Raw genomic sequence first — 12,405 nt, 5'->3', positions numbered from 1 at the left:
TCTTCGACTCCGTTACTTGTCAGCAACCTTGACAGTGATATGGCAAGACCGCTTGACGATGCGATCAGCACGGCCTTTCGCACGTGGCATGATGCGCTTCAGCGAACGCCCTTCGTTGACGAATACGGTGCTGACCTTCAGGTCATCAACGTCTGCGCCTTCGTTATGCTCGGCGTTGGCTACGGCCGACTCCAGCACTTTTTTCATGATCTCGGCGGCTTTCTTACTGCTGAAAGCCAACAGGTTGAGCGCTTCGCCCACCTTCTTCCCGCGGATCTGGTCGGCGACCAAGCGGGCTTTCTGGGCGGAGATTCGAGCGCCCGACAACTTAGCGGCTACTTCCATTTCCTTACCCCTTAACGCTTGGCTTTCTTGTCTGCCACGTGCCCGCGATAAGTGCGGGTACCGGCGAACTCGCCCAGTTTGTGGCCGACCATGTCTTCGTTAACGAGAACTGGGACGTGCTGACGACCGTTATGTACTGCGATGGTCAGACCGACCATTTGTGGCAGGATCATGGAACGACGCGACCAGGTCTTAACTGGTTTGCGATCATTCTTCTCCGCCGCCACTTCGATCTTCTTCAGTAGGTGAAGATCAATAAAAGGACCTTTTTTCAGAGAACGTGGCACTGTCGTATCCCTCTATTTACTTGCGACGACGGACGATCATTTTGTCGGTACGCTTATTACCACGAGTCTTCGCGCCCTTAGTCGGGAAGCCCCATGGCGATACCGGATGACGACCACCAGAGGTACGACCTTCACCACCACCATGTGGGTGGTCAACCGGGTTCATGGCAACACCACGAACGGTTGGGCGAACGCCACGCCAGCGTTTGGCACCAGCTTTACCCAGCGAACGCAGGCTGTGCTCGGAGTTCGAGACTTCGCCCAGGGTCGCACGGCATTCAGCCAGGACTTTACGCATTTCACCGGAACGCAGACGCAGGGTAACGTACACACCTTCACGAGCGATCAGCTGAGCCGAAGCACCAGCGGAACGAGCGATCTGTGCACCTTTACCTGGCTTCAATTCGATGCCGTGTACAGTGGAACCAACCGGAATGTTGCGCAGTTGCAGAGCGTTGCCTGGCTTGATTGGAGCCAGAGCACCCGCGATCAGCTGGTCGCCAGCACTCACGCCTTTAGGGGCGATGATGTAGCGGCGTTCGCCGTCTGCGTAGCACAGCAGTGCGATGTGAGCAGTACGGTTTGGATCGTATTCGATACGCTCGACAGTGGCAGCGATGCCATCTTTGTCATTGCGACGGAAGTCGACCATACGGTAATGCTGCTTATGACCACCACCGATGTGACGAGTGGTAATACGGCCATTGTTGTTACGACCACCAGACTTCGATTTTTTCTCGAGCAGCGGTGCGTGAGGAGCGCCTTTATGCAGCTCCTGGTTGACCACCTTGACCACAAAACGGCGGCCAGGGGAAGTCGGTTTGCATTTAACGATTGCCATGATGCACCCCTTCCTTACTCAGCACTGCTGCTGAAATCGAGATCTTGGCCTGGCTGAAGGGAGATAACTGCCTTCTTCCAGTCATTACGCTTGCCCAGACCGCGAGCGGTGCGCTTGCTCTTACCCAGAACGTTCAGGGTAGTAACACGCTCAACTTTCACGCTGAACAGGCTTTCGACGGCCTTCTTGATTTCCAGCTTGGTTGCGTCGGTAGCAACCTTGAAAACGAACTGGCCTTTCTTGTCTGCCAGAACCGTAGCCTTCTCGGAAACGTGCGGGCCAAGCAGAACTTTAAATACGCGTTCCTGGTTCATCCCAGCAGCTCCTCGAATTTCTTCACGGCCGACACGGTGATCAACACCTTGTCGTATGCGATCAGACTAACTGGATCGGAACCTTGCACATCACGTACATCTACGTGCGGCAGGTTGCGAGCAGCCAGGTACAGGTTCTGATCAACAGCGTCGGACACGATCAGAACGTCGGTCAGGCTCATGTTGTTCAGTTTGCCCAGCAGATCTTTGGTTTTCGGAGTTTCGACTGCGAAATCCTGAACCACGACCAGACGATCAGTACGCACCAGCTCAGCAAGGATGGAACGCATTGCTGCGCGATACATCTTCTTGTTCAGCTTCTGGGAGTGATCCTGTGGACGAGCTGCGAAAGTGGTACCGCCGCCACGCCAGATTGGGCTACGGATAGTACCGGCACGAGCACGGCCAGTACCTTTCTGACGCCATGGGCGCTTGCCGCCACCACGAACGTCGGAACGGGTCTTCTGCTGCTTGCTACCTTGACGGCCGCCGGCCATGTAGGCCACGACTGCTTGGTGAACCAGCGTCTCGTTGAACTCGCCGCCAAATGTCAGTTCGGAAACTTCGATCGCTTGAGCGTCATTTACATTTAATTGCATGTCAGCTTCCCCTTAACCGCGAGCCTTGGCTGCTGGACGTACAACCAGGTTGCCGCCAGTAGCGCCAGGAACAGCGCCCTTGACCAACAACAGATTGCGTTCAGCGTCCACGCGCACTACTTCCAGGGACTGCACGGTCACGCGCTCAGCGCCCATATGACCGGACATTTTTTTGCCCTTGAATACACGACCAGGAGTCTGGCACTGGCCGATAGAGCCTGGGACGCGGTGGGATACGGAGTTACCGTGGGTGTTATCTTGCCCGCGGAAATTCCAACGCTTGATCGTACCCTGGAAGCCTTTACCTTTGGACTGACCGGTTACATCAACCAGTTGACCAGCAGCGAAGATTTCAGCGTTGATCAGATCGCCGGCCTGGTACTCGCCTTCTTCAAGGCGGAATTCCATTACGGTACGACCAGCGGCAACGTTCGCCTTGGCGAAGTGGCCAGCCTGAGCAGCTGTTACACGCGAAGCACGACGCTCGCCGACAGTGACTTGCACTGCACGATAGCCATCGGTCTCTTCAGTTTTGAACTGGGTGACGCGATTCGGCTCGATCTCAATGACCGTGACCGGAATGGAGACACCTTCTTCGGTGAAAATACGGGTCATACCGCATTTACGACCGACTACACCAATAGTCATGTTGTAAACCTCATGAGTGTACGGGGCTTTCACCCGCTATGGCCGCCCATTTCAGAGCGTTACACGACCAAGACCGAGTCTTAGCCGAGGCTGATCTGCACTTCCACACCGGCCGCAAGATCAAGCTTCATAAGTGCATCAACGGTTTTATCCGTTGGCTGGACGATGTCCAGAACGCGCTTATGAGTGCGGATTTCGTACTGGTCACGCGCGTCTTTGTTGACGTGCGGGGAAACCAGAACGGTGAACCGCTCTTTACGGGTAGGCAGTGGAATTGGACCACGCACTTGAGCACCAGTACGTTTCGCGGTTTCCACGATTTCCTGGGTTGATTGGTCGATCAGGCGATGGTCAAAAGCCTTCAACCTGATACGGATTTGCTGATTTTGCATTGGATTTCAGACTCCGGCTGCTATTCCCACCGGGCGCAATACGCCCGTTAAAAGGAGGCGCAATTCTATAGACGCCCCATATAGGTGTCAACCCAATAAAAAAGCCCCCGCTGAGCGGGGGCTTTTTCAACTCATCAAGCAGACTCTAAAAGAGTCTTACTCGATGACCTTGGCCACGACGCCAGCGCCGACGGTACGACCGCCTTCACGGATAGCGAAACGCAGACCATCTTCCATCGCGATGGTTTTGATCAGAGTGACAGTCATCTGAATGTTGTCACCTGGCATTACCATTTCAACGCCTTCTGGCAGCTCGCAGTTACCAGTCACGTCAGTAGTACGGAAGTAGAACTGTGGACGGTAGCCTTTGAAGAACGGAGTGTGACGGCCGCCTTCTTCCTTGCTCAGAACGTAAACTTCTGCGGTGAACTTGGTGTGCGGCTTAACCGAACCTGGCTTGACCAGAACCTGACCACGCTCAACGTCGTCACGCTTGGTGCCACGCAGCAGAACGCCGCAGTTCTCGCCAGCACGACCTTCGTCGAGCAGCTTACGGAACATTTCAACGCCGGTGCAGGTAGTTTTCTGAGTATCGCGCAGACCAACGATCTCAACTTCTTCCTGGATGCGGACGATGCCACGCTCAACACGACCGGTCACAACAGTACCGCGACCCGAGATCGAGAATACGTCTTCGATTGGCATCAGGAACGGCTTGTCGATAGCGCGCTCTGGCTCTGGGATGTAGCTGTCCAGAGTTTCTACCAGCTTCTTGACGGCAGTGGTGCCCATCTCGTTGTCGTCTTTGCCTTCCAGCGCCATACGAGCCGAACCGATGATGATTGGAGTGTCATCGCCCGGGAAGTCGTAGGTGGACAGCAGGTCGCGAACTTCCATCTCGACCAGTTCCAGCAGCTCAGCGTCGTCTACCAGGTCAGCCTTGTTCAGGAAAACCACGATGTACGGAACGCCTACCTGACGGGACAGCAGGATGTGCTCACGGGTTTGCGGCATCGGACCATCAGCGGCCGAGCAAACCAGGATCGCGCCGTCCATCTGGGCAGCACCGGTGATCATGTTTTTTACGTAGTCGGCGTGACCCGGGCAGTCAACGTGCGCGTAGTGACGAATGTTCGAATCGTACTCTACGTGTGCAGTGTTGATGGTGATACCACGAGCCTTCTCTTCCGGGGCGCTGTCGATCTTGTCGAAGTCAACAACTGCGGAACCGAAAACTTCGGAGCAAACGCGAGTCAGAGCAGCGGTCAGAGTGGTTTTACCGTGGTCAACGTGACCGATGGTGCCAACGTTGACGTGCGGTTTGTTACGTTCAAATTTTTCTTTAGCCACGACAATTAACTCCTAGCCTAAAGGGGGACTGAAATCAGCCTTGTTTTTTAACGAGAGCTTCGACGATGTTCGACGGAGCTTCGGCGTATTTGGAGAATTCCATGGAGTAGCTCGCGCGACCCTGAGACATGGAACGGACGTCGGTCGCATAACCGAACATCTCACCCAGTGGAACTTCAGCACGGATAACCTTGCCGGACACCGAGTCGTCCATACCCTGGATCAGACCACGACGACGGTTCAGGTCACCCATCACGTCACCCATGTAGTCCTCTGGGGTTACTACTTCAACCTTCATGATCGGCTCAAGCACAACACCGCCGCCCTTCTGGGCCAGCTGCTTGGTCGCCATGGAAGCTGCTACCTTGAACGCCATCTCGTTGGAGTCGACGTCGTGGTAGGAACCATCAAACACGGTAGCCTTCAGGCCGATCAGCGGATAGCCGGCAACGACGCCGTTCTTCATCTGCTCTTCGATACCCTTCTGGATAGCCGGGATGTATTCCTTAGGAACCACACCACCAACAACTTCGTTGGTGAAGACCAGACCTTCGGTGATGTTGCCGTTCGCATCGACGTCCGGCTCCGAGAAACGGATCCAGCAGTGACCGAACTGACCGCGACCGCCGGACTGACGAACGAACTTGCCTTCGATCTCGACGTTGCTCTTGCTGATCTTCTCGCGGTACGAAACCTGAGGCTTGCCGATGTTGGCTTCGACGTTGAACTCGCGCTTCATGCGGTCAACGAGGATGTCCAGGTGCAGCTCACCCATACCGGAGATGATGGTCTGGCCAGTCTCTTCGTCGGTCTTGACGCGGAACGACGGGTCTTCCTGAGCCAGCTTGCCCAGTGCGATACCCATCTTTTCCTGGTCCTGCTTGGTTTTCGGCTCTACAGCTACCGAAATTACAGGCTCAGGGAAGTCCATACGCTCAAGAATGATCTGCTTGTCGAGATCGCACAGAGTGTCACCAGTGGTGACGTCCTTCATGCCGATCAGGGCAGCGATGTCGCCTGCACGTACTTCCTTGATCTCTTCACGCTGGTTCGCGTGCATTTGCACCATACGACCAACGCGCTCTTTCTTGCCCTTGACCGAGTTGATCACGGAGTCACCCGAGCTCAGGAAGCCGGAGTAGACACGCACGAAAGTCAGAGTACCAACGAACGGGTCGGTAGCGATCTTGAATGCCAGAGCGGAGAACGGCTCGGAGTCATCTGCATGACGCTCGTCGTAGTCACCTTCTTGCAGCTCGTCCTTCGGCTTCTCGATGAGATCCGGGTGGATACCTTTGATCGCAGGGATCTCGGTAGGAGCAGGCAGGAAGTCGATAACGGCGTCGAGAACCAGAGGAACACCCTTGTTCTTGAACGAAGAACCGCAGACCGCAGGCACGATCTCGCTCGCCAGAGTACGGGCGCGCAGACCAGCCTTGATGTCTTCAGCCGACAAGTCACCTTCTTCAAGGTACTTGTTCATCAGCTCTTCACTGGCTTCGGCGGCAGCTTCAACCATGTTGTTGCGCCACTCATTAGCCAGCTCAACCAGATCGGCAGGAATTTCTTCCTCGCGATAGGTAGTGCCTTTGTCGTCATCGTTCCAGTAGATGGCCTTCATCTTGATCAGGTCAACCTGACCCTGGAAGTCATCTTCTGCACCGATCGCCAGCTGAACCGGAACCGGGGTATGACCCAGACGGTTTTTGATCTGGCCGACAACACGCAGGAAGTCCGCACCGGCACGGTCCATCTTGTTCACGTAGACAACACGTGGAACGCCGTACTTGTTGGCTTGACGCCATACGGTTTCGGACTGAGGCTCAACACCAGAGGTGCCGCAGAACACTACAACGGCGCCGTCGAGTACACGCAGGGAACGCTCTACTTCAATGGTGAAGTCAACGTGGCCCGGGGTATCGATAACGTTTACGCGGTAGTTGTCATACTGACCACGGGAACCTTTCCAGAAGGTAGTTACAGCAGCGGAGGTAATGGTAATACCCCGCTCCTGCTCCTGCACCATCCAGTCGGTGGTCGCGGCGCCATCATGCACCTCGCCCATCTTGTGGCTCAGACCTGTGTAGAACAGGATCCGCTCAGTAGTGGTGGTCTTGCCCGCGTCAACGTGAGCACAGATACCAATGTTACGGTAGCGGTTGATTGCAGTAGTACGAGCCATAAAGCCCTCGCAAAATGAGTGATGCCGATATTAGAAGCGGTAGTGCGAGAACGCTTTGTTGGCCTCAGCCATACGGTGCACGTCTTCACGCTTCTTAACTGCTGCACCTTTACCTTCAGCAGCATCCAGCAGTTCGCCAGCCAAACGCAGAGCCATGGACTTCTCGCCGCGCTTGCGGGCGAAGTCTACCAACCAGCGCATTGCCAGAGCGTTACGACGGGACGGACGAACTTCGACCGGAACCTGGTAAGTAGCACCACCAACGCGGCGCGACTTCACTTCGACCAGCGGAGCGATGGCGTCGAGTGCTTTTTCGAAGAGTTCCAGGGGATCGGTGCCGGTCTTACGAGCCGCAACGGTTTCCAGGGCACCATAAACGATACGCTCGGCAACGGCTTTCTTGCCGCTTTCCATAACGTGGTTCATGAATTTGGCGAGGATTTGGCTTCCGTATTTCGGATCGTCCAGAATCTCACGCTTTGCTGCTACGCGACGTCTTGGCATTGATAAGCCCTCAAACGGTCTTCAGGTTAGTTCGGGACAGACCCATTGGATGCGTGCCCGACCTTACTCTTATCGACTCAATAAAATGAAAATCTGCAAAACGGCCGATTACTTCGGACGCTTGGTACCGTACTTCGAACGACCCTGGTTACGGCCTTTAACGCCGGAAGTATCCAAGGAGCCGCGAACGGTGTGGTAACGAACACCTGGCAAGTCTTTTACACGACCGCCGCGGATCAGTACCACGCTGTGCTCTTGCAGGTTGTGGCCTTCACCACCGATGTACGAGGAAACCTCGAAACCGTTGGTCAGACGCACACGGCATACTTTACGCAGTGCCGAGTTAGGTTTTTTCGGCGTAGTGGTGTACACACGGGTGCACACGCCACGACGTTGCGGGCAGTTCTGCAGCGCAGGTACGTCGGATTTCTCGACGATACGCTTACGCGGCTGACGTACCAGCTGGTTGATAGTTGCCATCTACTAGCTCCACTGTTGTCTTGCGACGCTATTGTCTTGCAAGAAAAGCAAAATGGCAGGAACGGATTCCCGCCAAATTTAGGGGATCAAGAGTCTAAAGAGGATCTTGCCCCCAGTCAAGGCAAGGCCCCGACCTCCCCACCCACCGAACCTCGACAATTTGTCTCGATTCGATGAACGGAGCGGTCAGGGCCTTACGCTCATTTATCGCAGAACTCAGTTACCGCTCGAGTTCAGCGCTTCGGTCAGTGCAGCTTCCACTTCACTGGCGCTTACGCGCAACGGCTTGTCAGCATCACGACGACGCTTGCGCTCGCTGTGATATGCCAGACCGGTACCGGCCGGGATCAGACGACCCACGACCACGTTTTCTTTCAGGCCGCGCAGGTAATCGCGCTTGCCGGTGACTGCCGCTTCGGTCAGTACGCGAGTGGTTTCCTGGAAGGAAGCCGCCGAGATGAACGATTCGGTCGACAACGACGCCTTGGTGATACCCAGCAACACGCGAGTGAACTTGGAGACAAATTTGTCTTCCGAAGCCAGACGCTCGTTCTCACCCAGCACCTGGGTAAGTTCCATCTGGTCGCCCTTGATGAAGCTGGAATCGCCGGACTCGGAGATCTCAACTTTACGCAGCATCTGACGCAGGATGGTCTCGATGTGCTTGTCGTTGATCTTCACGCCCTGCAGACGATAAACGTCCTGGATCTCGTTCACGATGTACTTGGCCAGCGCGCTCACACCCAGCAGACGCAGGATGTCATGCGGATCGCTCGGACCGTCGGAGATAACTTCGCCGCGGTTTACCTGTTCGCCTTCGAACACGTTCAGGTGACGCCACTTCGGAATCAGCTCTTCATACGGATCGCTACCGTCGTTCGGCGTAATGACCAGACGGCGCTTGCCCTTGGTCTCCTTACCGAACGCGATGGTGCCGCTGACTTCAGCCAGAATCGACGCTTCCTTCGGACGACGGGCTTCGAACAGGTCGGCAACACGCGGCAGACCACCGGTGATGTCACGGGTCTTCGAAGTCTCTTGCGGGATACGAGCGATAACATCACCGATCGCGATCTTCGCACCGTCCGCCACGCCGACCAGGGCGTTGGCTGGCAGGAAGTACTGAGCGATAACGTCAGTGCCTGGCAGCAACAGATCCTTGCCGTTGTCGTCAACCATCTTCACCGCAGGACGGATGTCCTTGCCGGCAGCCGGACGGTCTTTGACGTCGAGCACTTCAATGTTGGTCATACCGGTCAATTCGTCAGTCTGACGCTTGATCGTGATGCCTTCTTCCATGCCCACGTAGGTCACGGTACCTTTCATTTCGGTAACGATCGGGTGAGTGTGCGGATCCCACTTGGCCACGATTGCGCCAGCGTCGACCTTGTCACCTTCCTTAACCGAAATCACAGCACCGTACGGCAGCTTGTAACGCTCGCGCTCACGACCGAAGTCATCAGCGATTGCCAGCTCACCGGAACGGGACACAGCAACCAGGTTGCCATCCACGCGCTCAACGTGTTTCAGGTTGTGCAGACGGACAGTACCGCCATTCTTGACCTGAACGCTGTCGGCTGCGGAAGTACGGCTTGCCGCACCACCGATGTGGAACGTACGCATCGTCAGCTGGGTACCCGGCTCACCGATGGACTGGGCAGCGATAACGCCGACCGCTTCACCGATGTTCACCTGGTGACCACGAGCCAGATCGCGACCGTAGCACTTGGCGCAGATGCCGTAGCGGGTTTCGCAGCTGATCGGCGAACGCACGATCACTTCGTCGATGCTGTTCAGCTCGATGAACTCGACCCACTTCTCGTCTACCAGAGTGCCGGCAGGAACGATGACGTCCTCGGTACCTGGTTTGAATACGTCACGGGCAATGACACGACCCAATACGCGCTCACCCAACGGCTCTACAACGTCACCGCCTTCAATGTGCGGAGTCATCAGCAGACCGTGTTCGGTGCCGCAATCGATCTCGGTCACGACCAGATCCTGCGCCACGTCTACCAGACGACGAGTCAGGTAACCGGAGTTCGCAGTTTTCAACGCGGTATCCGCCAGACCTTTACGAGCACCGTGAGTCGAGATGAAGTACTGGAGTACGCTCAGACCTTCACGGAAGTTCGCAGTAATCGGCGTTTCAATGATCGAACCGTCCGGCTTGGCCATCAGACCACGCATACCGGCCAGCTGACGAATCTGTGCTGCGGAACCCCGCGCACCCGAGTCGGCCATCATGTACATCGAGTTGAACGATTCTTGCTCGACTTCGTCGCCGTGACGGTCGATGACTTTCTCTTTCGAGAGGTTGGCCATCATCGCCTTGGAGACTTCGTCGTTCGCTTTCGACCAAAGGTCGATCACTTTGTTGTACTTCTCGCCCTGGGTTACCAGGCCGGAGGCGTACTGGCTCTCGATTTCTTTCACTTCGTCGGTGGCAGCACCGATGATGCGGGCTTTTTCGTCCGGGATAACGAAGTCGTTAACACCGATGGAAACGCCGGAAATGGTCGAGTAAGCGAAACCGGTGTACATCAACTGGTCAGCGAAGATCACGGTCTCTTTCAGACCAACCACGCGGTAGCACTGGTTGATCAGTTTGGAGATCGCCTTTTTCTTCATCGGCAGGTTGACGACGTCGAACGACAGACCTTTTGGCACAACCTGGAACAGCAGCGCACGGCCGACAGTGGTGTCGACGATACGGGTGTTGCTCACGCTGTTGCCGTCACGATCGTTGACGGTTTCGTTGATACGCACCTTGATCTTGGCGTGCAGTGCGGCTTCGCCGGCACGGAACACACGGTCGACTTCCTGCAGATCCGCGAACACACGACCTTCGCCCTTGGCGTTGATCGCTTCACGAGTCATGTAGTACAGACCCAATACAACGTCCTGCGACGGAACGATGATTGGCTCACCGTTGGCTGGCGACAGGATGTTGTTGGTCGACATCATCAACGCACGCGCTTCGAGCTGGGCTTCCAGCGTCAGCGGTACGTGCACGGCCATTTGGTCGCCGTCGAAGTCGGCGTTGTACGCAGCACAGACCAGAGGGTGCAGCTGGATAGCCTTACCTTCGATCAGTACCGGTTCAAACGCCTGGATACCCAGACGGTGAAGGGTCGGTGCACGGTTGAGAAGAACCGGGTGTTCGCGAATCACTTCAGCGAGAACGTCCCAAACCTCTGGCAGTTCGCGCTCGACCATTTTCTTGGCTGCCTTGATGGTGGTCGCCAGACCACGCATTTCCAGCTTGCCGAAAATGAACGGCTTGAACAGCTCGAGAGCCATCTTCTTCGGCAGACCGCACTGGTGAAGACGCAGGGTCGGGCCTACGGTAATTACCGAACGACCGGAGTAGTCAACACGCTTACCGAGCAAGTTCTGACGGAAACGACCCTGCTTACCCTTGATCATGTCGGCCAGGGATTTCAGAGGACGCTTGTTCGAACCGGTGATGGCGCGACCGCGGCGACCGTTGTCGAGCAACGCATCGACAGCTTCCTGCAACATACGCTTTTCGTTGCGCACGATGATGTCCGGAGCGGACAGATCCAGCAGGCGCTTCAAACGGTTGTTACGGTTGATCACTCGACGATACAGATCGTTGAGGTCGGAAGTTGCGAAACGACCGCCATCCAGTGGAACCAGTGGACGCAGATCTGGCGGCAGAACCGGCAGAACGGTCAGCACCATCCACTCTGGCAGGTTGCCGGAACCCTGGAAGGCTTCCATCAACTTCAGACGCTTGGACAGCTTCTTGATCTTGGTTTCCGAGTTGGTTTGCGGAATCTCTTCGCGCAGACGGCCAATCTCGTGCTCCAGGTCGATAGCGTGCAGCAGCTCGCGGACAGCCTCGGCACCCATGCGGGCGTCGAAGTCATCACCGAACTCTTCCAACGCTTCGAAGTACTGCTCGTCGTTCAGCAGCTGACCTTTCTCAAGAGTGGTCATGCCCGGATCGATAACGACATAGCTCTCGAAATAGAGAACGCGTTCGATATCACGCAGGGTCATGTCCATCAGCAGGCCGATACGGGACGGCAGCGATTTCAGGAACCAGATGTGGGCAACCGGCGAAGCCAGCTCGATGTGCGCCATGCGCTCACGACGAACCTTGGCCAGTGCAACTTCAACGCCGCACTTCTCGCAGATCACACCACGATGTTTCAAGCGCTTGTACTTACCGCACAGGCACTCGTAATCCTTTACCGGGCCAAAGATCTTGGCGCAGAACAGACCGTCACGCTCAGGTTTGAACGTACGGTAGTTGATGGTTTCCGGCTTTTTAACTTCACCGAACGACCACGAACGGATCATCTCAGGCGAGGCCAATCCGATACGGATGGCGTCGAACTCTTCGACTTGACCCTGGTTTTTCAGCAAATTCAGTAGGTCTTTCAAGGCCTTTCCTCCTGGCGGAGCAGAGAGCGGGCAATCCTGCCCCGCTC

Annotated in this window: 12 protein-coding genes; all 12 read right to left on the bottom strand. The window is 55.9% G+C overall.

Going from position 1 to position 12,405, the window contains the following annotated elements:
* Positions 1 to 12: 12 nt before the first annotated feature.
* Positions 13 to 345 carry a 50S ribosomal protein L22 gene (rplV, locus tag N8H74_RS17905; RefSeq protein ID WP_003103908.1) on the bottom strand — a complete coding sequence of 111 codons (333 nt, stop codon included), beginning with the start codon at positions 343 to 345 and terminating at the stop codon, positions 13 to 15.
* 11 nt (positions 346 to 356) lie between these two features.
* Positions 357 to 632, bottom strand: coding sequence for a 30S ribosomal protein S19 (rpsS, locus tag N8H74_RS17900; protein WP_002555486.1), 276 nt, complete (start codon positions 630 to 632; stop codon positions 357 to 359).
* A 16-nt stretch (positions 633 to 648) separates the two neighbouring features.
* A complete protein-coding gene (rplB, locus tag N8H74_RS17895; protein ID WP_217830283.1) occupies positions 649 to 1,473 on the bottom strand; it encodes a 50S ribosomal protein L2 in 825 nt (274 codons plus the stop codon).
* Between the two features lie 14 nt (positions 1,474 to 1,487).
* The gene (gene rplW, locus N8H74_RS17890) at positions 1,488 to 1,787 is read right to left on the bottom strand and encodes a 50S ribosomal protein L23 (RefSeq protein ID WP_002555488.1); all 300 of its coding nucleotides are present in this window, start codon (positions 1,785 to 1,787) and stop codon (positions 1,488 to 1,490) included.
* Entirely contained in the window at positions 1,784 to 2,386 is a 603-nt protein-coding gene (gene rplD, locus N8H74_RS17885) for a 50S ribosomal protein L4 (RefSeq protein WP_003228735.1), read from the bottom strand. The genes rplW and rplD overlap by 4 nt, the downstream gene beginning before the upstream one ends.
* Positions 2,387 to 2,398: 12 nt before the next feature.
* The gene (gene rplC, locus N8H74_RS17880; RefSeq protein ID WP_003186059.1) at positions 2,399 to 3,034 is read right to left on the bottom strand and encodes a 50S ribosomal protein L3; all 636 of its coding nucleotides are present in this window, start codon (positions 3,032 to 3,034) and stop codon (positions 2,399 to 2,401) included.
* A gap of 80 nt (positions 3,035 to 3,114) precedes the next feature.
* Entirely contained in the window at positions 3,115 to 3,426 is a 312-nt protein-coding gene (gene rpsJ / locus N8H74_RS17875) for a 30S ribosomal protein S10 (protein ID WP_003186070.1), read from the bottom strand.
* A gap of 156 nt (positions 3,427 to 3,582) precedes the next feature.
* The gene (gene tuf, locus N8H74_RS17870) at positions 3,583 to 4,776 is read right to left on the bottom strand and encodes an elongation factor Tu (protein WP_262149183.1); all 1,194 of its coding nucleotides are present in this window, start codon (positions 4,774 to 4,776) and stop codon (positions 3,583 to 3,585) included.
* A 34-nt stretch (positions 4,777 to 4,810) separates the two neighbouring features.
* Positions 4,811 to 6,958: an elongation factor G gene (fusA, locus tag N8H74_RS17865; protein WP_217834794.1), complete on the bottom strand. Its 2,148-nt coding sequence runs from the start codon at positions 6,956 to 6,958 to the stop codon at positions 4,811 to 4,813.
* Positions 6,959 to 6,988: 30 nt separating this feature from the next.
* Positions 6,989 to 7,462 carry a 30S ribosomal protein S7 gene (rpsG, locus tag N8H74_RS17860; RefSeq protein ID WP_007957592.1) on the bottom strand — a complete coding sequence of 158 codons (474 nt, stop codon included), beginning with the start codon at positions 7,460 to 7,462 and terminating at the stop codon, positions 6,989 to 6,991.
* 108 nt (positions 7,463 to 7,570) lie between these two features.
* Positions 7,571 to 7,942 carry a 30S ribosomal protein S12 gene (gene rpsL / locus N8H74_RS17855; protein WP_003186084.1) on the bottom strand — a complete coding sequence of 124 codons (372 nt, stop codon included), beginning with the start codon at positions 7,940 to 7,942 and terminating at the stop codon, positions 7,571 to 7,573.
* A 216-nt stretch (positions 7,943 to 8,158) separates the two neighbouring features.
* Positions 8,159 to 12,358, bottom strand: a complete 4,200-nt coding sequence (rpoC, locus tag N8H74_RS17850; RefSeq protein WP_217834793.1) for a DNA-directed RNA polymerase subunit beta' — start codon at positions 12,356 to 12,358, stop codon at positions 8,159 to 8,161.
* Positions 12,359 to 12,405: the final 47 nt, after the last annotated feature.

It is taken from the genome of Pseudomonas sp. B2M1-30, from assembly GCF_025447575.1.
In the GTDB taxonomy this organism is placed as follows: Bacteria; Pseudomonadota; Gammaproteobacteria; order Pseudomonadales; family Pseudomonadaceae; genus Aquipseudomonas; species Aquipseudomonas botevensis.
The sequence above is the reverse complement of the archived record's forward strand: the minus strand, read 5'-3'. Positions and strand labels throughout refer to the sequence as shown.

Coding starts and splice junctions, on each gene's coding strand:
- rplV (WP_003103908.1), bottom strand. CDS start 345: ATGGAAGTAGCCGCTAAGTTGTCGGGCGCTCGAATCTCCGCCCAGAAA.
- rplB (WP_217830283.1), bottom strand. CDS start 1,473: ATGGCAATCGTTAAATGCAAACCGACTTCCCCTGGCCGCCGTTTTGTG.
- rplW (WP_002555488.1), bottom strand. CDS start 1,787: ATGAACCAGGAACGCGTATTTAAAGTTCTGCTTGGCCCGCACGTTTCC.
- rplD (WP_003228735.1), bottom strand. CDS start 2,386: ATGCAATTAAATGTAAATGACGCTCAAGCGATCGAAGTTTCCGAACTG.
- rplC (WP_003186059.1), bottom strand. CDS start 3,034: ATGACTATTGGTGTAGTCGGTCGTAAATGCGGTATGACCCGTATTTTC.
- rpsJ (WP_003186070.1), bottom strand. CDS start 3,426: ATGCAAAATCAGCAAATCCGTATCAGGTTGAAGGCTTTTGACCATCGC.
- fusA (WP_217834794.1), bottom strand. CDS start 6,958: ATGGCTCGTACTACTGCAATCAACCGCTACCGTAACATTGGTATCTGT.
- rpsG (WP_007957592.1), bottom strand. CDS start 7,462: ATGCCAAGACGTCGCGTAGCAGCAAAGCGTGAGATTCTGGACGATCCG.
- rpsL (WP_003186084.1), bottom strand. CDS start 7,942: ATGGCAACTATCAACCAGCTGGTACGTCAGCCGCGTAAGCGTATCGTC.